We start from the raw sequence: 21,676 nt of genomic DNA on the forward strand, positions 1-21,676 counted from the left end.
CCACGCGCCCCGCGCATCGCGGACGGACGCGCGCCGCGCGCCGCGCTCGGCCGGGCCGCGTTCGACCGCCGGGACACCGCCCTGCGGGGCGTCCTGCGCGCCCTGCGGGCCCGCGCCGGCCGCGTCACGGCCGGCCTGTCCGCGCGGCGGCCGCGCCCCCCGCGCGTCCCGTCCCCACCCGGCGGGCCCCGGCCGTCCCCGCCCGTCCCGGCGACGCCTTTCCTCCGTTCGGGCATCGCTCCGAACGTCTCCGAAAGGGCCGTGCATGACCGATAACCGGCAGAAAGCCCGTTTCAGCGTGCTGATCTGGCTGTCCGGCGCACAACCCGAAATCCTCCGGCAGTGCCCCACGGAACGCGCCAAGTACCAGGGCATCGGCGCCGCGGTGCTGATCACGGCCGGAATGGCCGCGGTGTCGATGGCGTTCGCGCTGTCCATGGCGGTCAAGGCGCCGCTGCCCGTCGCGCTCGTGTTCGCGGCGCTGTGGGGCGTCGCGATCATGCTGCTGGACCGCTGGCTCGTCACCACGATCCAGCGGCAGGAGCGCAAGCGCCACGCGTTCTACCTCGCCGCGCCGCGCGTCCTGTTCGCCCTGCTCATCGGCTTCGTGATCTCCACCCCGCTGGTCCTGCAGATCTTCAAGCCGGAGATCGACGTCGAGTTGCAGCGGATGAAGGCGTCCGCCGCCGACAGCAACGCCCGGGCGGCCGAGTCCGGCGACCTCGGCAAGCGCATCGCCGAACTCGACGCCGAGGCCAAGCGGCTGGAGGGCGTCATCGCCAGCGGCGGCGACTCCGGCACCGACCTGAACAGCGACCCCACCATCGCCGGCCTGCGCAAGCAGGAGGCGGCCGCGCTGAAGCGCGTCACCGAGGCCCGCGAGGAGCTCATGTGCGAGCTGAGCGGGCGCGGCGAGTGCCAGGCGGGCGACGGGCCGCTCGCGGAGCAGCGCAAACGGCAGCTCGCCGACGCGGAGGAGCAGCTCGCGACCGTCCGCCGGCAGATCACCGAACGGCAGGAGGCGCTGAAGCGGCAGGGCGCGACGGCCCGCGAGGAGAACGTCGCCGCCGCGAAGGAGCGGCTGCCGCGCGTCCGCGCGCAGCTCTCCGCCGCGCAGGAGCAGCGCGACGCCCTCGACAGGGGGTTCGCGTCCACCAACGCCGAGTCCGACGGGCTGCTGCTGCGGCTCAAGGCCCTCAACCAGCTCACCGAGGACGACGGGACGCTCGCCGCCGCGCACCTCCTGCTGTTCCTGCTGTTCACGTCGATCGAATGCCTGCCGATCTTCGTGAAGCTGCTCCTCGTGCTCGTCCCAAAGCGGAGCCTGTACGAGGAGATCCTGGAGATCGAGGAGCGGCGGCGGATGCGGGTCGCGGCGGAGACGGCGCGCCGCGAGCAGAACGCGCAGATCCTCGCGGCGGAGGACATCATCTCCCAGGCCCGGCTGCTGCGCGAGGCCCGCGACGCCGCGATCCCCCGCATGGTGGAGCAGACCGTCCGCGTGGAGATGGAGGTCGCCGAGGCCGTCCTCACCGAGTGGCGGAACCGGGAGATGCGCAACGTCCCCGGCAACCTCGACACCTACATCGCCGCGGACGCGTTCCCGCACGCCGACGTCCGCCCCTACCCGGCGCAGAACGGCAACGGCCTGCCCCCGTCGGGCCCGCCCCCGGCAGGACGGGGCCCCGCCGGGCCTCCCCCTACCGGACCAGGGGGGTCTCAGGGGTGAATCAGGGCGAATCCCGGATGTCAGGCACGGCCGCAGCGGGCATGCTCGAGGTATGGACATGGAGAAGACCACCGCAAGCAAGTCGCTGAGACGCGTCCACGAGGGGCGCCTGGTCGCGGGCGTCTGCGCGGGCACCGGACGGTTCCTCGGCGTGGACCCCAACATCGTCAGGCTCGGCCTCGCCGTCTTCACGCTGTTCGGCGGCGCCGGCATCGCCCTCTACGTGATCGGCTGGCTGCTGATGCCCGACGAGGGCGCGCCGAAGTCGATCGCCGAGGACCTCGCGAAGAAGGCCGGCGACTCCCCGGCGTTCCAGGACGCCGTCCAGAAGGCGAAGGACGCCGTGAACAGCAAGCGGGACAAGACCTCCGTCTAGGAGGCGGGGGCCGATCTGCGGGCGTCGTCGCCCGCCTTGGCGACGACGACGGACGCGGCGTCCGTGAACGCCGTGCCGCGGATCTGGTGCCACGACAGGGCGAGCGCCGCCGCGGCCGACAGGCCGAGGGCGCCCGCCAGCGCCACGACCGTCTCCGGGCCGAGCACCTCGGCGACGGCCCCGCCGACCAGGATGCCCAGGCCCTGGCCCGCCAGGATGCCCGACTGCGCGAGGCCGAACGCCTGGCCGCGTCCGCTCGGCGGCACCGCCGCGACGAACGCCGCGTTGGCCGCGAGCTGGTACGCGCTGCCCACGCCCGACAGCGCCCACAGCAGCAGCACCGCCCACAGCGGCGGCTGCAGCCCCGACCCGACGAGCGGCACGCACGCCAGCATCGCCATCCACCCCATCGACCGCAGCCGGTTCGCCGGACGGACGAACCGGCTGTACAGGAACGCGCCGACCACCATGCCCGTCGGCATCGCCGACATCAGCAGCCCGACCGTCACCGCGCTGTCGTCGAACGTCGCCGCGTACGGGGCGGCGAGCCCCTCCGGGATCGTGTAGAAGGCGCACAGCCACGCGAACGACACCAGGGACCGCAGGGTCGGGTCCCCGAACACGAGGCGGGCGCCGTCCCGCATGCCGCGCCACAGGCCGAGCGACTGGGCGTCCCGCTCCTTGGGCGCCGGGCGGCGCCGCAGCCCCCCGACCAGGATCACCGCGGACGCACCGAACGTCAGCGCGTTCAGGGCGAGCGCCTCCCGGGCGCCGACCGCCGCGACGACCGCCCCGCCCGCCAGGAACCCCAGCATCTGCGTGACCTGGTGGGTGATGTTGTTGATCGCCGTCCCGGCGACGAACCGGTCGCCCTCCAGGACGTCCGGGAGCACCGCCGCGCGCGCCGCCGTGAACGGCGTCCCCAGCAGCACCGTGAGGAACACCAGGACGCACAGCGCCCCCAACGGCAGCGCCAGCACGGCCATCACCGCGACCAGCACCGCCCGGACGACGTCGCAGACGATCATCACGGTGCGGCGGGGGAACACGTCGGCGAGGCCCGACAGCAGGGGGCCGCCGACGATCGGCGGCAGGTACGTCAGCGCGTAGGTGGCGGCGGTGAGCAGGGCGTTGCCGGTGCGCTCGTACACCAGGACGGCCAGCGCCACCTGCGCGAGCTGGTCGCCGATGAACGACAGCGCCTGCGCCAGCCAGAGGGCGCGGAACTCCCGCACCGCGAACACCTCGCGGTAGGTCGCCTGCGCCTCCGGCGGGCGCCGGTGCCTGCCGGTCCGTCTCTGCCTACCCGCCACGCGCGCTCCAGGTCGGGCCGCCCCGGGTTGGGCGACACTCCTATTAACTCACGCTGCGTGGCAGTTATGTGACCTACAGTGCCCGATTGCCGTGACTTATTCGCGATCAGTAGCCCAGCTCGTGCAGTCTGTCATCGTCGATTCCGAAATGGTGGGCGATCTCATGGACCACGGTGATCCGCACTTCGTCCACCACGTCCTCCTCCGTCTCGCAGATCCGGAGGATCTCCCGACGGTAGATCGATATGTGATCGGGCAGGACACCGCCGTACCAGTCACCGCGTTCGGTTAGGGGTACGCCTTGGTAAAGACCGAGCAGGCCGTCCTCGGGCGCGTCATCCTCGACCACGATGACGACGTTGCGCATGTGGGCGGTCAGCTCGGGCGGGATGCTGTCGAGGGCCTCGCCCACCAGGTCCTCGAACGCCTCGCGCGTCAACTCGATCACACCGGCCATTCTGCTCGACAGGAAGGGGACCCGTGCCCAAGGTCCGCGCCTCGATGGCCCAGACCCGTTCCCGGCTCGGCACCGGCCTGCGCCGCCTCGGCGGCCGCGTCGTCACCCCCGTCGGCCCCACCAACGTGCAGCTCAGCCTCCAGCCGTCCCTGCACGGCGGGACGGCCCTCGAACTGCCGCCCATCGGGGCGCTGCGCCTCGACACCCACTGGGGGCCGCTCGCGCTCGAGGCCAAGCTCACCGAGGTCCGCCCCGACGAGGCGCAGCGGCTCATCGAGGACGACGTCGAACTCGCCCGGGTCACCGACAGCATCGCCGGCGAGCTCCGCGACGGCGTCAAGGACCTCCTCGTCCGCGCCGCCGCCCTCGCCCTCGCCGCGAGCTTCCTCGCCACGCTCGTCCTGTTCCGGTCGTGGCGGCGGGCCCTGCTCGGCATGGGCTCCGCGGCCGCCGGCGTCGCCGCCGTCCTCGTCCTGACGTGGACGACGTTCAACCCGCGCGCCATCAGCGAGCCCCGCTACACCGGCCTGCTCGCGAACGCGCCCCAGGTCGTCGGCGACGCGCAGAACCTCGTCGACCGGTTCTCCGCCTACCGCGAGCAGCTCGCCAAACTCGTCGGCAACGTCTCCGAGCTGTACGCGACGACCTCCACCCTGCCCGTCTACGAGCCCGACCCGTCCACGATCCGGGTCCTGCACGTATCCGACGTCCACCTCAACCCGGCCGCCTGGAGCGTGATCGACTCCGTCGCGACGCAGTTCCAGGTCAAGTTCATCATCGACAGCGGCGACATGATGGACCACGGCAGCGAGGCCGAGAACGAGTTCGCGAACTCCATCGAGGACCTCGACGTCCCCTACGTCTACGTCCGCGGCAACCACGACTCCGAGGGGACCGCCGAAGCCGTCGCCGAGCAGGACAACGCGATCGTCCTCGACGACGAGACCCGCGAGATCGAGGGCCTGCGCGTCTACGGCGTCGGCGACCCCCGCTTCACCCCCGACAAGTCCACCCGCGACGACGGCGTCGGCGCCGAGCAGCTCTACGCGCAGGGCGCCGTCCTCGCCGAGAACCTGCGCGAGACCCGCGCCAACCCCGACATCGCCGTCGTCCACGACCCCACCGAGGGCAAGGCGTTCTCCGGGCTGACCCCGCTCGTCCTGTCCGGCCACACCCACACGCGCAAGACCGAACTCCTGCCGACCGGCACCCGCCTGTTCGTCCAGGGCTCCACCGGCGCCGCCGGCCTGCGCGGCCTCGAGCACGAGGAGCCGACGCCGTTCGAACTGTCCGTCCTGTACTTCAACCGCTCCAGCAAGCGCCTGCAGGGCTGGGACGACCTGCGCCTCGGCGGCCTCGGCCTCACCTCGGCCCACATCGAGCGCCAGCTCGAACCCGAACCCGACCGCGCGATCTCGCCGCGCCCGCCCGCGATCGCGCCGCCGTCCTCCCCGACCTCCCCGTTCCCGTCCGAGTGGCCGTCCGACTGGCCGTCCCGCACCCCGTCCCCGCCGCCCTCGCCGACCCCGTTCGGCGCCTCGCCCCGCGCGTCCGCGTCGGAAGGGGGATAACCGTTTGTGCGGGCGCCCACGTTGTCCCCTACACTTGTCACGGTCGAGTGGCGTGCACGCCACGGCACCGGGCCCCCTTCGTCTAGCGGCCTAGGACGCCGCCCTTTCAAGGCGGTAGCGCCGGTTCGAATCCGGTAGGGGGTACCACACACCTGGCTGCGGGCCGGGGAGCTCTCCTTCGCCGCTCAGGCTCACCTGCTGGTTGCAGCGGCGCCTTCCGTCCCTCTGGCCGCGCGCATGCGCCCCGCCGGGGTCCTGCGGGCTGGAGGACTCCGGCGGGGCTCGGTTATGCGGAACTTCGCGCTCCGAACGGCACGGCGATTGGGGATGTCGCCGACCGCCCGTCCAGTCTCCCCGGACGGGTCACGCCGGCCAAGGGAGCATTGATCGGAATGCGCGGCCGATTGATCGGCGGCGCCGGATCAATCCGCCGGTCACCCCGCGCCCGCGCGTTTCGCGAGGCCGTCGAGGTAGCGCGTGAGGGAGTGCTCGAACAGGTCGTCCAGATCGTCCGCGACCACGATCTCCTCCACGGCCGAGAGGTAGGGGAAGCGCCCGGACCGGAAGTGCCGCCGCGCCTCGACCTCCATCGCCGCCCACCAGTCGGTCGTGCGCATGCGCGTCTCGTGCGCCATGCGCAGCTCGTCCGCCGCGGTCAGGGCGAGGCCGCGCACGAGCGCGGGGAGGGCGACGGCGGCCCGCCACCGCTCGGCCCCCGCCAGCCCGAGCCGCGCGAGCGCCCGGAGGGTGCGTTCGCTGTGCTCCATCGCCTCGGGCACGTACGGCGGCCTCATCGGCGACATGAACCCGGCCAGCCACGGGTGGCGGCGGTAGAGGCGCCACTGCAGCCGGTAGACCTCCTCCAGCTGCGCGCGCCACCCCTCGGGCGCGACGTTGGCCAGCGGTTCGGTGCGGAACACCGCGCGGATCATCAGCAGTTCGAGCTCGTCCCGGCCCGCGACGTGGTGGTACAGGGACATCGGCGTCACGCCGAGCCTGCCCGCGAGGCCGCGCATGGAGACCGCGTCCGTCCCCTCCCGGTCGGCGAGCGCGACGGCGGCCGCGACGATCCTCGCCCGCGTCAGGTCGCGCGGCGCGAGCCGCGGAGCGGGCGGCGGGCGCCGCTCGGCGGCCCTGACCACGCTGCCCGAACCGGGCGTCGTGACGATCAGCCCCTCCTCGCGCAGCCGGGCGAGCGCGCGGCTCGCGGTCGCCATCGCGACGCCGAAGTCGCGCACGATCCGGCGGGTCGAGGGCACGCGGTCGCCGGGGCGCAGCTCGCCGTCGGCGATCCGCCGGCGCAGCTCGTCCGCGACACGCCGCGCCGGTCGTCCGTCCTCCGCGTCCATGGCGCAGACTGTACTAGTACGGTCGGCGGCGCGGTGTAGGCACGGGGCGCCTTTCCCTGCCATGCGGGCAGTACGGCTGGGGAAGTGTACTCGCGTGGCGGGCTCGCGGTTCGGCTCGTCCATACGGTGTACAAATGAGCTTCGACGACAGAGACCTGGCGCTCACCGATGTCACCGTGATCGACGTCACCGGCGGACCGTCCCTGCCCGGCCGGACCGTCCTCGTGGCGAACCGGACGATCACGACGGTCGGTCCCGCGTCCGAGGTCGCGATCCCGCCCGGCGCCCGCGTCCACCACCTCCCCGGGCGGTACGTGATGCCGGGCCTGACCGACATGCATGTGCACAGCGACACCGACGCGTCCCTCGAACGGCTGTTCCCCGCGCTCTACATCGCCGGCGGGGTGACGACGGTCCGCGAGATGTGGGGGAAGCCGCAGCTGCACGAGTGGCGGAGACGGACGGCCGCCGGGGAGATGATCGGGCCGCGTTCGGTCATCGCAAGCCCGATCGTCGACGGCGCGCCGACCCTGTGGCAGGACATCCCCGTCGACTCGCCGATCGCCGCGGTCACCACCGGGCCGGACGCCAGGCGCGCGGTGGGCGAGGCGAAGGACGGCGGCGCGGACTTCGTGAAGGTGTACTCCCGGTTGGAGCGGGAGCCGTACTTCGCGCTGCTCGACGAGGCGGCCCGGCTCGACATGCCCGTGGTCGGGCACCGCTCCGACCGGGTGCCGTTCGGCGAGCAGATCGGCGCGGGCCAGCGCTCGTTCGAGCACGTCCACGGGCTGTGGCCGGCGACCTCCGCCGACGCGGACCGGCTGGAGGCCGCGATGGCGCGGATCTCCACGCGGGACGGGTCCCACTACGCCGACTGGTTCAGGCAGGTCACCGACGTGGAGTGGGAGTCGCTGAACCGCTACAGCCGCGCATCGGCCGCGTCGCTGTTCGAGCGCATGGCCGCCGCCGACGTCGCCTACTGCCCGACGCTCGTCATGCACGCGACGATCGAGCTGGCGGAGTGGATCCGCCTGGACGACGAGCGGTTCGCGTACATGCCGCCGGACACGCGGGACATGTGGGCGTTCGTCCGGGACGAGATCTTCCACGGCGGGGGGCGCAGCACCGAGGAGGCCGCGAGGCGGCGCACGATGTTCGACCACCGGCGGGCGGCGGTCGCCGCGATGGAGGAGGCGGGCGTGCGGCTGCTCGCCGGCACCGACACCGGAGGCCCCGGCCTCTTCCCCGGCTTCGCGCTGCACGAGGAACTCGAGTTCCTCGTGAGCGCCGGGCTGACGCGGCTGCGCGCCCTCCAGGCGGCGACGATCGAGCCCGCCCGGTTCCTCGGCCGCGAGCGGACCTCCGGGTCGGTCGAGCCGGGCCGGCTGGCCGACCTGCTGGTCCTGGACGCGGACCCGCTGGCGGACATCCGGAACACGCGGCGCATCCACGCGGTCGTCGCCGACGGCCGCTACATCGGCCCGGACGAGCGCCGCCGCCTCTTCGACGACGCGGCCGCGGACGTGAAGGAGGCGCAGGGCGCGTGACGAACGACGCTTCGCCGCAGACCGACCGCGCCGTCCGCGTGCTCCTGGCCGCGTTCCGCGACGACGACGTCATGACGTGGCTCACGACCGACGTCTCGGCCCGGCTGTTCGAGTTCGTGGTGACCGAGTCGGCCGCGGCCGGGGGCCTCGACGTCCTGGACGACACCGCGGTCGCGGTCTGGTTCCCCTCCCCCGCACCGGACGCCGGGGAGCCGCCGCCGGGGCTGCCGGACAGGCTCCGGGCGTTCCTGGAGACCACGGCCGCGCGCCATCCGGTGGACCGTCCGCACTCCTACCTGCAGTTCCTCGGCGTGCACCCGGCCCACCAGGGCCGCGGCACCGGCTCCGCACTGCTCGCCCGCGGTCTCGCGCGTGCCGACGCCGCGGGCCTGCCCGCGTACCTGGAGGCGACGTCGCCGCAGAACCGCGGCCTGTACGAACGCCACGGTTTCGCGCCGTTCGGCGCCCCGATCGTCCTGCCCGACGGCCCCACCATCTGGCCGATGTGGCGAGAGCCCCTGGCCCCGCCCTCGAACCCGGCGAACGAATGACTCGACGCCTTGCGGCTCCGAGGTTCAGCCCTGCGGGCTCTCGGAGCCCGACGTTGCGTCGGGCGCCGGCAACGGCCATGCCTCCGGAGCCGGGCCGAAGGCGCGGCGGCTGGACCTGACGGTCAGAGAGCCGATGGCGGCGTTGGCTCCGCCACCGATCACGGCGCCGATACCGAACGGCGCCACCCGACCGAGAACGATGATCCCCTGCTTGGTCCCGTACTTCGTGATGAAGTTCTTGCCCAAGATCTTGTTGATCTGACGCAGTGTCTCGACGGGCACCTTGGCGACGATCTGACGTCCCCAGTGCTGCCCCGTACGCTCGGCGACCTTGGAGATGGTGGCGGAGCCGGACCCGCCGAGCATGATGCCCATCACGATCGTCCGGCGGCGCTCGATCTCGTCGATGGGGACTCCGTGGACTTCGGCGACCGAGAGCGCGAACAGAGCGCTCAGCTCGAGGGACGAGAAGGTCTCGCCCGCCGTCAGCGCCAGCGCGACACCCGTGCCGACGCCGGGCGCGGCCGCGGTGCCTCCGACCGCGGCACCCGTGCCGGTCAAGGCGCTGACGTACATGCGCTCCAGAGACCGGATCACCTGTGCCGGCGTCGCCTCCGGGTTCCGCTGGCGAGCCCGGGCGATGTTCTTGCGCACCAGCGCGCTCTGGGCGTCGATCGCCTTGTCGAGGAGGTCGAGGACCCGCTGCCCTTGTCCGCCTGACGCCGGAACCGGGTCGAGGGCGTCTGCGGTCATGCCTTGATCTCCTTCGGTCGTCACATCCCGGCCGAGTCTCCCACTCGACCGGCCGCCCGGACCTCGCGGCGAATGGAGGAGGCCACCTCCGGACAGGAGGTAAACCTCGTCTCCGCACCTCGGCCGAGCCGAGCCCGCTCAGGCGATCTGGAGCCGGCACTGACTTCCACAGCGTCGACCCCCGTCAGCCCGACTTCGTCGCTCGTTCGTCCCGGACTGCGGGACGTACGCCGAGCCGGGTGCCCGTAGCCGGTGGTCGGGCTGGCCGGTGGGGCGAAGTCAGGCTTGGGGTTCTCGCTTGGGGAGGGGGTGTCGGCCTTGGGGGGTTCGGCTGACCGCAATGCTGTCGGCGCTGAGGGAAGCGGGCCGGTGGGCGGAGCGGGAGCGCAAGGAGGACGTCGAGGCCGCGCGCCGGGAACTCGCACGGTCTTCGAGGCCGTCGTCGCCGCCGGCGGCGGGGACCGGGAGGCGCGCGGCCCCCTTGAGGACATCTGCCCGCTCCTCCAGGAACTGCGCCCGCCCGGTCTGTCCCTCTGAGCGCGGCACGTGCGGTGGGCACGGTGGGTCAGCCGCAGTACCTCCACTGGGTGGTGGTCGTCCCGATGATCCCGCCGCCGTAGATCGCCTTGATGGAGCCCGTCCACCGGATGCAGGTGCCCGGGGCGTAGCCGCTGACCGCCGCGTAGTGCGCGTAGCTCCCCTCGTCCGTGAGCGTCGCCTTGCCCTGGCGCTCCAGGACGGCCTCCGTGTAGGTGGCGACGCCGTGCGCCCGTCCGACCCGCAGGGTGACCACGCAGTTCTCCTGGTACGTGCCGTTCCAGAGCACGTAGACCTCGCCCAGGGGCATGTTGTTGCGGTCGTCCCAGAGGTCTTCTCTGGTGAGGATGCGGTAGTCGCCGTTCGGCCAGCCGCATCCTTGCTCCGATACGACGGCCTGCCCGATGGTGTGGGCCGACGCGGGCGAGGCCGTGAACGTGAGTGCGGCGAGCACGAGGCCGAAGGCCGAAGCGATGCGCACGAGCATGCGCCGGTACGTCCGGGTCATGGCTGTTCCTCTCCGGTGCATCCGGCAGGAGCCGCCCGGCCACCCTTGCGGCGAGCCGAACCCCCGCCGGCTCGACTCCAGCAGGCTAGGACGCACGCGCGCGCGGCCCTTGATGCTGCGTGCACACGTGCTTGACGCCCCCTCCACAGCCGGGACGGCGCCCTATCGGCCTGCTCGTGCCCGCCGCCGGGCAGGCCCGGGCGGGCGCCCCGCCCGGGCTCGGCCGCGGGTCAGGGGGCCGCGCCGGTGACGGTGATCGGGGTCGCGCGGGCGACGCCGTTGACCTCGACCGCGAGCGTCGCCGTGCCGGGACGCAGGCCCGTGAGCTTCCCGGTGGACGGGTCGAACGCGGCGACGTGCCACCGGCGGGCGTCGTCCGGGTCGCCGATGTGCAGGGACGGCGACCCGGTCCAGTCGGCGCTCATCGGGTAGGCCAGCGGCAGGTCCCGGTCGTTCTGCCGTACGGTGACCGCGACGCCGGCGGTCGAGCCGTCCGGGACGGTGCGGGGCGCCGCGAGCGTCAGCCCGTCCACGTGCGGGCGCACCTCGGCCCGGAGCCACTGCGGGCCGGCGGCGTACGGGTCGCGGCGGGTGCGGGCGATGTCGGGCCGGGACGGCGGGGTCGCGCCGAACATCGTCCAGCCGGTGAAGCCGCCGTCGGCGGGGGACGCCGCCGCGTTCTTGCCCGAGTTGCCGTTGATGAACGACGGGACGCCGTCCACCCGGGACGCGTGGAACACGCCGACGTGGGCGTTCACGACGGCCGCGCCCTTGCCCGTCCGGGCCCGGAACTCGGCGAGCCACTCTTCGAGCATCGCCGCCTCCTTCCGGTCGGAGAGCCGGCTGTTCTTGGCCGGCAGCGGGTCGCGGGACGGGTGGTGGCCGAACACGACGACGGAGCGGACGGACGGGTCGCGGCGGGCGTCGTCCAGGGCGGTCCGCAGCATGCGGATCTGGTCGAACGAGCTTGTGCGGTACGTGCCGGTGGACGAGTCCAGCAGGACGAACCGGGTGCCCTTGTGATCGAACGTGCGGGACGGCTCGCCGAACGCCTTCCGGAAGTTGCCGATGGTGCCGGGGCCGTAGATCTCGTGGTTGCCCGGGACGTAGTGGTACGGCAGCTTCCCGCCGAGTTCCTCGTCGAGGATCCGCCGGGCGAGCGCGAAGTCGGCCTCGGTGCCGGTGTCGACGAAGTCGCCGTTGATGACGAGGAAGTCCGGCTCGGCGGCGAGCACCTCGCGGAGGGTGCGGCGGGCGCGCCGCACGTGGGCGCTGTCGGGGTCCGCCGCGACGAACTGGGCGTCCGACAGCACCGCGAACCGGTACCGGGCGCCGTCGACGGTGCCGTCCCGGACCACCATCGGGTCGGGGGGCCGCCGCTGCGCGGGCGGTGTCTCCACCGACGGCGGCACCTTCGCGACGAAGTCGTCGATGAGCACCTCCCCCGTGTACTGACGGTCCGCGGACGTCTCGATGGTGGAGAAGCGGTTCACCTTGATCGGGTACGCGACGGAGGCGGGCACCTGCATCTCCAGGTAGCGCCACCCCTCCCAGGTGATGTACGGGCCGTACAGCGAGTACGTCTGGTCGTTGGCGTCGGTGATGGTGAACGCCGTCCACTCGCCCTTGCCCTGGCCGCGGACCCAGGCGCCGAGGGCCTGCGGCTGCCCCTCGATCTCGATGGGCCGCGGCGGGTACGCGTACGCGGTGCGGGTCGCGGTCGACCGGGTGAAGTCGTACGACAGCCGCAGCCCGGCGCCGGTGCGGCCCTCGGCGACCGGTTCGACGGCGCCGGACCCCCGCGCGGTGCCGAACCGCCAGTCGGCGGCGTCGTCGAACGCCGCGATCGTCCGCCGGTCGAGGCCGACGCTGACCGGCACGGTCGTCCGGTGGCCCCGCACCTCGACCGTGACGAGCGCGGACCCGGACGCCTTGCGCGGCGTGACGGTGAACGCGCCGCCCGCGCCGGGCGCGATGTCCAGCAAGGACGTGTCGTAGGTCAGCTTCGTGTCGGACGGTTCGATGGGCGCGGTGAAGCCCTGCCCGTCGAAGCCGACGACGCCGAAGGCACCGGTGCCGTCCGGGCCGGGGATCGTCACCCGGTCGGTGGTGGCACCGACGCGGGCGAGGTCGCCGAGCACGGTGAGCGTGGCCTTGCCGCGGGCGCGCCCGTCGACGGCGTGCACCGTGACGGTGCCGGAGCGGCGGGCTCGGAACACGCCGTCGCGGGTCACCCGGCCCTGCGGCCCGGCCGCGACCCAGCGCGGGTCGCCGTCGGCGGGGCCCTGGGCCTCGTCGTGGCCGCGCGCGACGAGGCGGCGGGTCAGCCCGGGGAACACCCGGTCGGGACGGCCGCCGCGGGTCGGGCCCGCGCCGGGCGCGTCGGCGGGGTCGGCGGCGGGCTCCACCCGGAAGCCCCGCAGCTTCCCGCTGCCCTCGGCGAACAGCCCGATGCCGTTCGGGGTGGGGCGCTCCGCCCCGTCGGACGGCCGGTTCTCCACCTGGCCGCGGGCCTGGCCGGGCTCGCGGGCCAGCAGCGTGGAGGAGCCGCCGCCGTCGAGGTTGACGGCGTTGTGGGCGCCGGCCTCCTTCATCAGCGCGCCCATCTCCGCCAGCGTCACGCCGCGGCTGTCGATCTGGCGGCCGTCCACGGTCATGAGGATCATGCGGCGGCCGTCCGCGCTGAAGCCCACGGCGGTGCGGGGGTGGACCGCCGGGTCGCCGATCGCGGGGACCTTCCCGTCCCGGACGAGGACCTGGTTGCCGCCGACGGCGAACTCCGCGTCCGTCCCGGACGAGCGGGCCTTGGCGGCCATCGCCACCGGGTCGCCGGGCTTCAGCGTGCGCAGCAGGTCGCCGCCCGCCTCCCGGCCGAGCAGGACGAACCCGCCGTCCGGGATCGCGCCCTCGCCGGGGGTGTCGCCGACCGACACGACCCGGCCGTCCACGACCAGGACCTCGGCGACCCGCCGGGCGCCGTCGGCGAGGGACCGGCCGCGCGTGGCGGTGCCCCACGCCGGGGTGAACGCGCCGATGCCGTCCTTCTTCACCCGGTAGGCGTTGAACTGGTCGAGCGGCGCCGTGCGGCCGCCGGGCAGGGTGAGCTCGCCCTCCAGCAGCATGTCGGCGATCTGGCCGAGCCCGTCGGCGCCGACCCCGGCGGTCGCGGTGGACCAGCCCGGGACGGCCGACTTCACCAGCTTCCCGTCGTCCACGGCGGCGCCGTTGGCGGAGCCGGTGTTGTTGATGTCGAAGAAGTCGCCGTTCACCCCGGCGATGGCGCCCGCCCGTCCGGCCTGCTCGGACAGCGGCGCGGTGGCGGCGACCGGGCCCGGGGACAGGTAGTCCGCCCGGACGGGCGCGGCGAGGTCGACGTCGATCTGGTCGGCGCGCAGCCAGCCCTTGGCGTCCAGCCGGTCGAACGAGGTCAGGACGGTGCCGGGCGCGACCGGGCGCCGCATCCGCTCGGTCTCGAGCGCCTCCCCGGCGGGCGCGGCGCGGCCGTCCGGCAGCAGCAGCCGGTCCACCTCGCGGACGAGCGGCGAGGCCGGGTCGGGCGGCGCGCCGGTCCGGGGCGGCGGCCCCGGCGGCGCGGCGAGCGACGGCGCCGCCGTACCGGCGACGAGCGCGGCGGCGGCCGCGAGCACGGCGACCGGCCGTCTGCGGTGATGGACCTTCAATGCTGTCTCCTGGCGGCGCGGGGCGGCTGGCCGCCCAAGCCAACCCGCCCCGCGCGGCGCCCCGCGGTGGAGCGGGTGACCGCCGGGCCAACTGAGCCCGAACGATCATGCCGCGCCGGCGGGGCGGCCGCTCACCCGTCCGGTCCGCGCAGTTCGCGGCGGAGGATCTTGCCGGAGACGCTTTTCGGCAGTTCGTCCTCGATGAGCACTTGCGCGGGGGCTTTGTAGACGGCCAGCCGTGCGCGGCAGTGCTCGCGCAGCTCGTCGCCCGTGACGGCGGCGCCCGGTCGGAGGCTGACGTGGGCGCGCACGGTTTCGCCGCGGTAGGGGTCGGGGACGCCGACGACGGCCGCCTCCCGCACGGCCGGGTGCTCGTACAGGACGTCCTCGACCTCGCGCGGCCAGATCTTGTAGCCCGCGGCGACGATCATGTCCTTCTTGCGGTCGACGAGGTAGACCCAGCCCGCGGCGTCCATGAAGCCGACGTCGCCGGTGAGCAGCGTGCCGCCGGGGAAGGACGCGCGCGTCTGCTCCGGGTTCCGCCAGTAGCCCGCGGCGACCTGCGGGCCCGTGATCGCCAGCTCGCCCACCTCCCCCGGCGGCAGCGGCTCGCCCCGCTCGCCGCGGATCTCGACGCGGACGCTCGGCAGCGGCACGCCGATCGAGAGGCTCCCGGACGCCTCGTCGACCGGCGCCCGCGCACCGAGCGGCACCGCCACGGCGGCCGACGTCGTCTCGGTGAGCCCGTAGGCGTTGTGCACGTAGACGCCGAAGGCGTCGGCGAAGCGGCGCACGGTCGCGGACGGGACGGGCGCGCCGCCGCTGAGCACCCTGGTCAGCGAGCCGAGGTCGTGCTCGCGGGTCGCGGGCTCGTCAAGGAGCGCGATGAACGCGGTGATGGACCCGATGGTGAACGTCGGCCGGTAGCGCTCGACCAGCGCGGCGGCCGTCACGGGCTCGAACCGGTAGGTCAGGACGAGCGGCAGGCCGGCGCCGAGGCCGAGCGCCAGGTGCATCGCGAGCCCGGTGATGTGGAACAGCGGCGCGATCGTGAGGATCGAGTCGGTCTCTCCCAGCCCGATCCAGGTGCGGCACGCGGCCACCTGGTAGGCGAGGTTGCGGTGGGTGTTGACCGCGCCCTTCGCCGGTCCGGTGGTGCCGGACGTGTAGCTGAGCAGGGCGGGCTCGTCCGGTCCCGGAGCGGCGGCGGCGCTGGGCGTGCCGCCCTCGTCGAGGATCGCCTGCACGTCGTCGGGCCGGTCGCCGTCCGGCCAGGGGCCGGAGGCGTCGGCCGCGAGGGCGCCGTCGCGGGAGTAGAGGACGTGCTCGGGGGCCTCCGGCAGCGCCGCGACCGCGGGGGCCGCGGCGGGGTGCGCGATCAGCACGCGGGCCCCGGAGTCGGCGAGCAGGTGGGCCAGCTCGCGCTCCTTGTACATCGGGTTCACCGGGACGACCGTCGCGCGCAGCTTCCACACCGCGAGGACGGCCAGGACGCAGACCGGCGTGTTCTGCAAGGCGATCGCGACGCGGTCGCCCGCCCCGACGCCGCGCCGTTCGAGCCCCGCCGCGAGAGCATCGCTGAGCCGGTCGGTGGCCGCGCGGTCGAGGGTGGTCCCGAAGTAGTGCAACTGCGGGGCGTCCGGACGTTCGGCCGTGCGGATCCGGAACAGCTCGAGAACGCTCCCCGCGTCGGGGGCGATCTCGTCCGGCACACCGGCGCCGTACAGCTCGCGCCAGTTCACGTGCTCGCTCCCCTCCGGCCGCGGTCCCCGCCCGGCGCGGCGTCCCGCGCGGGTTCCCGTGCGGCGTCCCGCGCGGGCTCCTCGTCGATGCCGAGGTGCCGGGCGATCGTCGCGGGGTCCTTCTCCAGCTCGTCCGGTGTGCCCTCGGCGACGATGGCACCGCGCTGGATCAGGCAGGCGTGGTCGGCGAGCGGGAAGGCGAGCGCGGCGTTCTGCTCGACGAGCAGCATCGTCATCCCGGCGGACCGGATCTCGGCGATCGCCCCGAAGACCGTGTCGACGAGCGCCGGGGACAGCCCCATCGACGGCTCGTCCAGCAGCAGCAGGGACGGGGCGGTCATCAGGGCGCGGCCGATGGCGAGCATCTGCTGCTCGCCGCCCGACATGAGCGCGGCCGTCTGCCGGCGGCGCTCGGCCAGCCGCGGGAACAGGTCGTAGACGTCGTCGGCGAGGGCCTTGCGGCGCCGCCCGCGCGCGTAGGCCGACAGGTCGAGGTTCTCCTGGACGGTCAGGCAGCCGACGACCATCCGCCCCTCCGGCACCAGGGCGAGGCCGTGCCGGGCGACGCGGTGCGCGGGCATGCCGGTGATGTCGGCGCCGTCGAACAGGACGCGCCCGCCGGACGGGCGGAGCAGCCCGCCGACGGCCTTCATCGTGCTCGACTTGCCCGCGCCGTTGGCGCCCAGCAGCGCGCCGACCCGGCCCCGGTCGAGGGCGAGGTCGAGCCGGGCCACGGCGCGGATCGACCCGTAGGCGACCTCGAGCGACTCGACGGTCAGCATGGTGGTTCTCCTTCCGTCCCCGGGCTCATTTGCCGAAGTACGCCTTGCGCACCTCGGGGCGGCGCAGGCACCGCGCCGGCACGTCGCAGGCGATGACCTCGCCGGACGCGAGCACGGCGACCTGGTCGCAGACCTCCTGGATCAGCCGCATGTTGTGCTCGACGACGACGACCGCGGTGCCGGTCCGCCGGAGCCCGGCCACGAGTTCGCCGATCCCCGCCCAGTCGGCGGCGTTCATCCCGGCGGTGGGCTCGTCGAGCAGCAGCAGCCGGGGCCGCGACATCAGCGCCCGCGCGATCTCCAGCCGCCGCTGGTCGCCGTAGGGCAGCGTCTCGGCGAGCCGTCCGGCGGCGTCCGCCAGGCCGACCGACTCCAGCACCTCCATGGCCCGCTCCCGCAGGTCGCGCTGTTCGGCGCGGGCGCGCGGGGTGCCGGCCAGGCCGCGGGCGGCGCCGACCCGCCGGAGCCGGTACCCGCCCGCCATGACCTGCTCGGCGACGGTGAGGCCGCGCAGCAGCCGGATGTTCTGGAAGGTGCGGGCCACGCCCATCCGGGCCAGCGCCGTGGCGCGCAGATGGTGGCAGGGCTCGCCGAACAGGGTGATCGTCCCGGCGTCGGCGGGCAGCAGCCCGCTGATGATGTTGAGCAGGGTCGTCTTCCCGGCCCCGTTCGGCCCGGCGACGCCGAAGACCGCGTCGCGCGGGACGGTCAGCGCGACCGAGCCGAGCACGCTCAGCCCGCCGAACCGCTTGGCCAGCCCGTCGATGACGAGCGCGTCGCCGCCGCTGTGTCCGCCGCTCTGTCCGCCGCTCTGTCCGGCGCTCATGACCGCACCTCCGCGACCTCGCGCGCGGCACCGGCCGGGGACGCGGCGGCCCGCCGCTCCCGCAGCCGCCGCCAGCGCAGCGGGTCGATCAGGCCGCCGGGCACCCAGATCATGATGACCAGCAGCAGGACGCCGTTGATGATGGACTGGCCCTGGCCGATGAACTGGTTCACGTACACCGGCAGCCCGGTGAACACGATCGCGCCGATGACGGACCCGAACCAGTGGTAGGCGCCGCCGAGCACGACGCACGCGATGACGGTGACGGCCAGGTCGATGTAGAAGCTGTCGGGGTCGATGTAGCGCAGCAGCCCGGCCTGGAGGACGCCGCCGATCCCGCCGATGACGCCGCTGATCGCGAACGCGGCCGTCTGGACGCGGCGGACCGGGACGCCCATCGTCGCGGCGGCCGTCGGGTCCTCGCGGGTGGCGACGGCCGCGGTGCCGAACCGGGACCGGGCGAGCCGTGCCAGGAACAGGCACACGAGCCCGAGCACCAGCACGAGCTGCCACAGCTCCACCTTGACCGGGACGATCCGGCCCTCCGAGCCGCCGGTGAGGTCGCCGAGGTTCACCACGACCACGCGGGTGACGAGGATGAGCGCGACGGTCGCGAGCGCCAGCCAGTGGCTGTCCAGCCGGATGAGCAGCAGCCCTGCGGCGGCGGCCAGCACGCCGCCGCCGAGACCGCCCGCCGCGAGCGCGGCCCACAGCCCGAACCCGGCCTCCGACATCAGGTGCGTCGCGGTGAACGCGCCGGTCGCCGCGAAGCTGACCGTGGCGAAGCTGAGCAGCCCGGCCCACAGCGTCACGTAGGTGCTGAGGGCGAGGATCGCGCCGACGAGCGCGAACTCGATCGCGCTGAACAGCAGGGCGAGTTGGGTCGCCGCCATCATGCTCTCCCTAGCTCGACGGTGCGGAACAGGCCGCGCGGGCGCGCGACGAGGACGGCGAGCAGGAGGCCGAACGTGATGGCGTCCTGGAAGGAGGCGGAGATGTACTGCGCCGACAGCACCTGGATTACGCCGATCAGGAAGCCGCCGAACGCGGCGCCCCGGACGTCGCCCATGCCGCCGATGACGACCGCCGCGAAGCCGTGCAGGAGCAGCCCGTCGCCGAGGCCGAACGTGAAGGTCTGCCCCGCGGCGAAGAACACGCCCGCCAGTCCGGTCGCGGCGCCGGCCAGCGCCGCGGCGGTGAGGATCGCGACGCGCGGGTCGACCCCGCCGAGCATCGCGGCGCCCCGGTCGTGCCCGACGGCCCGGATCGCCGCGCCGAGCCTCGTGCGGCGCAGGACGAGGTGGATCGCCGCGGTCACCGCGACCGCGCACACGATCGCGAGGAGCTGCGTCATCAGCACCCGGACGCCGCCCACGTGCAGCAGCCCGTCCGGCACGGTGCCGGGCGGGAACCCGAGCGGCGCGGCGCCGGTGGCGAGGCTCGCCGCCTCCCGGAGCGCGATCCACAGCGCGACGCTGGTGATGATGGTGCCGAGGAGCTGGTCGCCGCCGCGCGAGCGCAGCGGCTGGAAGGCGATCTGGTCGACCGCGACGGCGGTCACCGCGCCGGCCGCCGCGCCCGCGAGGACGGCCACCGCGAACGGCAGCCCCGCCTCGGTGACCGTCCAGTAGGCGAAGAGCGCGCCCCAGGTGGCGTAGACGCCCTGGGCCAGGTTCAGGATCCGCATGGTGGAGAACACGACGCCGAACCCGACCGCGAAGAGCGCGTACACGGCGCCGAGCGAGATCCCGTTGACTAGTTGCTGGAGGAACAGCATGGTCCGCTCACCCGCCCGTCACGCGGCGCCCGCGCCCGCGGGTGCCCACTCGCGCTGCCGCCCGTCCTTCGTCCACGTGACGTGGACGATGCTGTCCGGGGCGTACAGCTGGCCGTCGCGGAACTGGACGGTGCCGTAGATCGTGTCGTCGAGCCGCTCGATGTCCGACAGCGCCTTCGTGACGCTCTCGCGGGTGGGGTTCGCGCCCGCGTTCCTGACGGCGGTGGCCATCATGAACGCGGCCATGTACCCCTGGGCGGCGTAGGCGTCGGGGTCGGTGCCGTACTCGGCCCGGTAGCTGCGGGCGAACTCCTGTCCGGCGGGGCCCGCCTTCCCGGCGTAGAAGTACACCGGGAACGGGACGTCGGCCAGGGTGGCGCCCGCGGCCTTGAACGCGCCGGGGCTGCCGACCACCTCGGTGGTGACGAGCAGGCCCCGGTAGCCGCGGCTGCGCAGCGCCTTGACCAGGGAGATCGTGGACTGCTGGAGCGTCGAGATGACGATGGCCTCCGGGTTCTTCGCCATGAGCTGCCCGGCGGCGCCGCTGAAGTCGGTCTGCGCCGCGAGCGTGTCGACCGTCCCGAGGTCCCGGACGCCCGTCCCGGCGAAGCCCTCCTGGAAGGACTTCAGCTGGGACATCCACCCGGAGTTGTCCTGGGTGACCACGTAGGCCACCGAGGCGGGCCGGGCGTCCTCCGCCACCTTCCGCGCCAGCCGCTTGTTGGCCTCCTGCGGCAGGGTGGTGGTGCGGACGACGTACGGCGGGTCCTGGAGGCCGAGGTCGGTGGCACCGTAGATGTTCAGCGGCAGTTCCGCGTCGGACGTGACGACCTTCACCGCGCCCGCCACCGGGGACAGGATGCAGCAGAGGGCGCCGACGACGCTCTGGTCGACGGAGAGCTGCCGCGCCTGGTCGACGGCCTGCGACGGCTTCTCGGCGCCCTCCTTCTTCACCAGCGTGATCCGTCGGCCGCCGCCGAGGTACCCCTCGCGGTTGACCTGGTCGACCGCCAGCTCGATGCCGTTGGCGAAGGTCTGCCCGGCGAAGGCCACCGGCCCGGTGAGCGCGGTGATGAAGCCGATCTTCACTTCGCCCTCCTTGGTCCCGCCGGTGCACGCGCCGGCCAGCGTGGCGGCGGCGATGGCCGCGGCGAGCGCGGCCAGTGACCGGCGGCGCAGTGTTGGTGGCATGGCGTCTCCTCGGACGGTGCGCGCGCCCTCAGCGGGCGGCGAGGAACTCGGTGTAGCGCCGGACGGTCGCGTGGACCGCGGCGGGATCCTGGTCGGGGTACCAGCAGGTCGCGGGGGTGGACTCGATGCGGACGCCGTCCGGTGCGGCGGCGCGCAGGGCCGGGAGGTTGTCGGCCAGCATGTCGTCCGGGCCCGCGCAGATCAGCGCGGGGACGGTGAGCCCGGGCAGCCGCTCCTTCGTGGGGTAGCGGAACGCGGCGGCGTAGCTGAGGTGGTAGGTCGTGCCGCTCTGCAGCAGCCCGACCGTCCAGTCGTGCAGTTCGCGGGGGCGCGGGACGCGCAGCGGGCGGGACGCGGCGACGCGGTCGCGGTACCACGGCCAGAACAGGAACATGTCGCGCCGCATCCCCCACGCCCGGACGAGGTGGGAGCCGAACCGGTCCGCGCGCAGCGGCGGCAGGTAGTGCTCCAGGATGTCGGAGGTGAGGTCGGGCGGCAGGAGCGGCGGCGCCTCCAGGACGGCGCGCCGCACCAGGTCGGGACGGCGCACGGCCAGTTCGAGCGCGATCACGGCTCCGGTGTGGGTGCCCCACAGGTGCACCGGCCCGGCGGCGCGCCGCTCGGCGACCTCCGCGACCGCGTCGGCGAGCCGCCCGATGTCGACGGCGTCGCGCCACGGCTTGTCCGACTCCCCGTTGCCGGGGTAGTCGGGCGCGATCACGTGGAAGTCGTCCGACAGGCCGCGCATCAGCGGTTCGAGCAGCCCGGCGGATCCGGGCGCCGAGTGCAGCGCGACCAGCGGCGGCGCCTCCGGGTCCCCGGCCACGCGCACGTGGACCTGCCCGAGCGACGTCGTGACGAACTCCCGCCGCACCCCCGTGGCGCGCGCGGCCGGGCTTCCGGCCGGGGCGCCGGACGCGGCGTCCGCCAGCGGCAGCGCCCTGCGCGGCGCGGGCGGCGCGGGCGCGGCCGCCGGGGCGGCGGGGG

The 21,676-nt window shown here is 74.1% G+C and carries 18 protein-coding genes and 1 tRNA gene; 6 read left to right on the plus strand and 13 right to left on the minus strand.

The features are described 5' to 3' along the window. The first annotated feature begins 265 nt into the window (after positions 1 to 265). The gene (locus tag DMH08_RS29760) at positions 266 to 1,729 is read left to right on the plus strand and encodes a DUF4407 domain-containing protein (protein ID WP_125619207.1); all 1,464 of its coding nucleotides are present in this window, start codon (positions 266 to 268) and stop codon (positions 1,727 to 1,729) included. Between the two features lie 58 nt (positions 1,730 to 1,787). After that, a complete protein-coding gene (locus DMH08_RS29765; protein ID WP_233617888.1) occupies positions 1,788 to 2,105 on the plus strand; it encodes a PspC domain-containing protein in 318 nt (105 codons plus the stop codon). On the opposite strand, the gene DMH08_RS29770 is transcribed toward DMH08_RS29765, so the two are convergent. Further along, positions 2,102 to 3,418 carry an MFS transporter gene (locus DMH08_RS29770; RefSeq protein ID WP_051300950.1) on the minus strand — a complete coding sequence of 439 codons (1,317 nt, stop codon included), beginning with the start codon at positions 3,416 to 3,418 and terminating at the stop codon, positions 2,102 to 2,104. The two genes, DMH08_RS29765 and DMH08_RS29770, sit on opposite strands and share 4 nt — an antisense overlap. Before the next feature lie 106 nt (positions 3,419 to 3,524). Next, complete coding sequence (locus DMH08_RS29775) at positions 3,525 to 3,866, minus strand: metallopeptidase family protein (RefSeq protein WP_026403474.1); 342 nt, start codon at positions 3,864 to 3,866, stop codon at positions 3,525 to 3,527. A 53-nt stretch (positions 3,867 to 3,919) separates the two neighbouring features. Here DMH08_RS29775 and DMH08_RS29780 point away from each other — a divergent pair, with 53 nt between their 5' ends. Both DMH08_RS29780 and DMH08_RS29785 read left to right on the plus strand, forming a co-directional pair. Further along, positions 3,920 to 5,446: a metallophosphoesterase family protein gene (locus tag DMH08_RS29780; protein WP_125619213.1), complete on the plus strand. Its 1,527-nt coding sequence runs from the start codon at positions 3,920 to 3,922 to the stop codon at positions 5,444 to 5,446. A gap of 71 nt (positions 5,447 to 5,517) precedes the next feature. Continuing rightward, a tRNA-Glu gene (locus tag DMH08_RS29785) sits at positions 5,518 to 5,593 on the plus strand. 287 nt (positions 5,594 to 5,880) lie between these two features. On the opposite strand, the gene DMH08_RS29790 is transcribed toward DMH08_RS29785, so the two are convergent. Beyond that, entirely contained in the window at positions 5,881 to 6,795 is a 915-nt protein-coding gene (locus tag DMH08_RS29790; protein ID WP_125619215.1) for a TetR/AcrR family transcriptional regulator C-terminal domain-containing protein, read from the minus strand. Between the two features lie 134 nt (positions 6,796 to 6,929). Here DMH08_RS29790 and DMH08_RS29795 point away from each other — a divergent pair, with 134 nt between their 5' ends. Next, positions 6,930 to 8,342 (plus strand): amidohydrolase family protein, encoded by a 1,413-nt coding sequence (locus tag DMH08_RS29795; protein ID WP_125619217.1) that lies wholly within the window; start codon positions 6,930 to 6,932, stop codon positions 8,340 to 8,342. Next, positions 8,339 to 8,893 (plus strand): GNAT family N-acetyltransferase, encoded by a 555-nt coding sequence (locus DMH08_RS29800; RefSeq protein ID WP_125619219.1) that lies wholly within the window; start codon positions 8,339 to 8,341, stop codon positions 8,891 to 8,893. Before DMH08_RS29795 ends, DMH08_RS29800 begins: the two co-directional genes overlap by 4 nt. 24 nt (positions 8,894 to 8,917) lie before the next feature. Here DMH08_RS29800 and DMH08_RS29805 read toward each other — a convergent pair whose 3' ends face one another. The 10 genes from DMH08_RS29805 to DMH08_RS29850 all read right to left on the minus strand — a co-directional run. Beyond that, on the minus strand, positions 8,918 to 9,646 hold the full coding sequence (locus DMH08_RS29805) for a hypothetical protein (protein ID WP_125619221.1): 729 nt from the start codon (positions 9,644 to 9,646) through the stop codon (positions 8,918 to 8,920). Positions 9,647 to 10,211: 565 nt separating this feature from the next. Then, the gene (locus DMH08_RS29810; protein WP_125619223.1) at positions 10,212 to 10,691 is read right to left on the minus strand and encodes a hypothetical protein; all 480 of its coding nucleotides are present in this window, start codon (positions 10,689 to 10,691) and stop codon (positions 10,212 to 10,214) included. 230 nt (positions 10,692 to 10,921) lie between these two features. After that, on the minus strand, positions 10,922 to 14,371 hold the full coding sequence (locus DMH08_RS29815; protein ID WP_233617889.1) for a phosphodiester glycosidase family protein: 3,450 nt from the start codon (positions 14,369 to 14,371) through the stop codon (positions 10,922 to 10,924). 131 nt (positions 14,372 to 14,502) lie between these two features. Beyond that, complete coding sequence (locus DMH08_RS29820) at positions 14,503 to 16,113, minus strand: class I adenylate-forming enzyme family protein (protein WP_125619225.1); 1,611 nt, start codon at positions 16,111 to 16,113, stop codon at positions 14,503 to 14,505. Then, the gene (locus tag DMH08_RS29825) at positions 16,110 to 16,895 is read right to left on the minus strand and encodes an ABC transporter ATP-binding protein (RefSeq protein WP_125619227.1); all 786 of its coding nucleotides are present in this window, start codon (positions 16,893 to 16,895) and stop codon (positions 16,110 to 16,112) included. The genes DMH08_RS29820 and DMH08_RS29825 overlap by 4 nt, the downstream gene beginning before the upstream one ends. A 25-nt stretch (positions 16,896 to 16,920) precedes the next feature. After that, positions 16,921 to 17,721 carry an ABC transporter ATP-binding protein gene (locus tag DMH08_RS29830; RefSeq protein WP_125619229.1) on the minus strand — a complete coding sequence of 267 codons (801 nt, stop codon included), beginning with the start codon at positions 17,719 to 17,721 and terminating at the stop codon, positions 16,921 to 16,923. Next, complete coding sequence (locus DMH08_RS29835; protein ID WP_026403483.1) at positions 17,718 to 18,614, minus strand: branched-chain amino acid ABC transporter permease; 897 nt, start codon at positions 18,612 to 18,614, stop codon at positions 17,718 to 17,720. Before DMH08_RS29835 ends, DMH08_RS29830 begins: the two co-directional genes overlap by 4 nt. After that, positions 18,614 to 19,498 carry a branched-chain amino acid ABC transporter permease gene (locus DMH08_RS29840; protein WP_125619231.1) on the minus strand — a complete coding sequence of 295 codons (885 nt, stop codon included), beginning with the start codon at positions 19,496 to 19,498 and terminating at the stop codon, positions 18,614 to 18,616. The genes DMH08_RS29835 and DMH08_RS29840 overlap by 1 nt, the downstream gene beginning before the upstream one ends. A gap of 18 nt (positions 19,499 to 19,516) precedes the next feature. Further along, a complete protein-coding gene (locus tag DMH08_RS29845) occupies positions 19,517 to 20,689 on the minus strand; it encodes an ABC transporter substrate-binding protein (RefSeq protein WP_026403485.1) in 1,173 nt (390 codons plus the stop codon). Positions 20,690 to 20,717: 28 nt separating this feature from the next. Beyond that, on the minus strand, positions 20,718 to 21,676 hold a 959-nt coding region (locus DMH08_RS29850), incomplete at its 5' end, for an alpha/beta fold hydrolase (protein ID WP_125619233.1).

Origin of the sequence: Actinomadura sp. WAC 06369, from assembly GCF_003947565.1 — a bacterium.
Classification (GTDB): Bacteria; Actinomycetota; Actinomycetes; order Streptosporangiales; family Streptosporangiaceae; genus Spirillospora; species Spirillospora rifamycini.

What these genes read in the sequence shown, in the direction of transcription:
- DMH08_RS29760 (WP_125619207.1), top strand. Translation starts at nt 266, where the DNA reads ATGACCGATAACCGGCAGAAAGCCCGTTTCAGCGTGCTGATCTGGCTG.
- DMH08_RS29765 (WP_233617888.1), top strand. Translation starts at nt 1,788, where the DNA reads ATGGAGAAGACCACCGCAAGCAAGTCGCTGAGACGCGTCCACGAGGGG.
- DMH08_RS29780 (WP_125619213.1), top strand. Translation starts at nt 3,920, where the DNA reads ATGGCCCAGACCCGTTCCCGGCTCGGCACCGGCCTGCGCCGCCTCGGC.
- DMH08_RS29790 (WP_125619215.1), bottom strand. Translation starts at nt 6,795, where the DNA reads ATGGACGCGGAGGACGGACGACCGGCGCGGCGTGTCGCGGACGAGCTG.
- DMH08_RS29795 (WP_125619217.1), top strand. Translation starts at nt 6,930, where the DNA reads ATGAGCTTCGACGACAGAGACCTGGCGCTCACCGATGTCACCGTGATC.
- DMH08_RS29805 (WP_125619221.1), bottom strand. Translation starts at nt 9,646, where the DNA reads ATGACCGCAGACGCCCTCGACCCGGTTCCGGCGTCAGGCGGACAAGGG.
- DMH08_RS29810 (WP_125619223.1), bottom strand. Translation starts at nt 10,691, where the DNA reads ATGACCCGGACGTACCGGCGCATGCTCGTGCGCATCGCTTCGGCCTTC.
- DMH08_RS29825 (WP_125619227.1), bottom strand. Translation starts at nt 16,895, where the DNA reads ATGCTGACCGTCGAGTCGCTCGAGGTCGCCTACGGGTCGATCCGCGCC.
- DMH08_RS29830 (WP_125619229.1), bottom strand. Translation starts at nt 17,721, where the DNA reads ATGAGCGCCGGACAGAGCGGCGGACAGAGCGGCGGACACAGCGGCGGC.
- DMH08_RS29835 (WP_026403483.1), bottom strand. Translation starts at nt 18,614, where the DNA reads ATGGCGGCGACCCAACTCGCCCTGCTGTTCAGCGCGATCGAGTTCGCG.
- DMH08_RS29840 (WP_125619231.1), bottom strand. Translation starts at nt 19,498, where the DNA reads ATGCTGTTCCTCCAGCAACTAGTCAACGGGATCTCGCTCGGCGCCGTG.
- DMH08_RS29845 (WP_026403485.1), bottom strand. Translation starts at nt 20,689, where the DNA reads ATGCCACCAACACTGCGCCGCCGGTCACTGGCCGCGCTCGCCGCGGCC.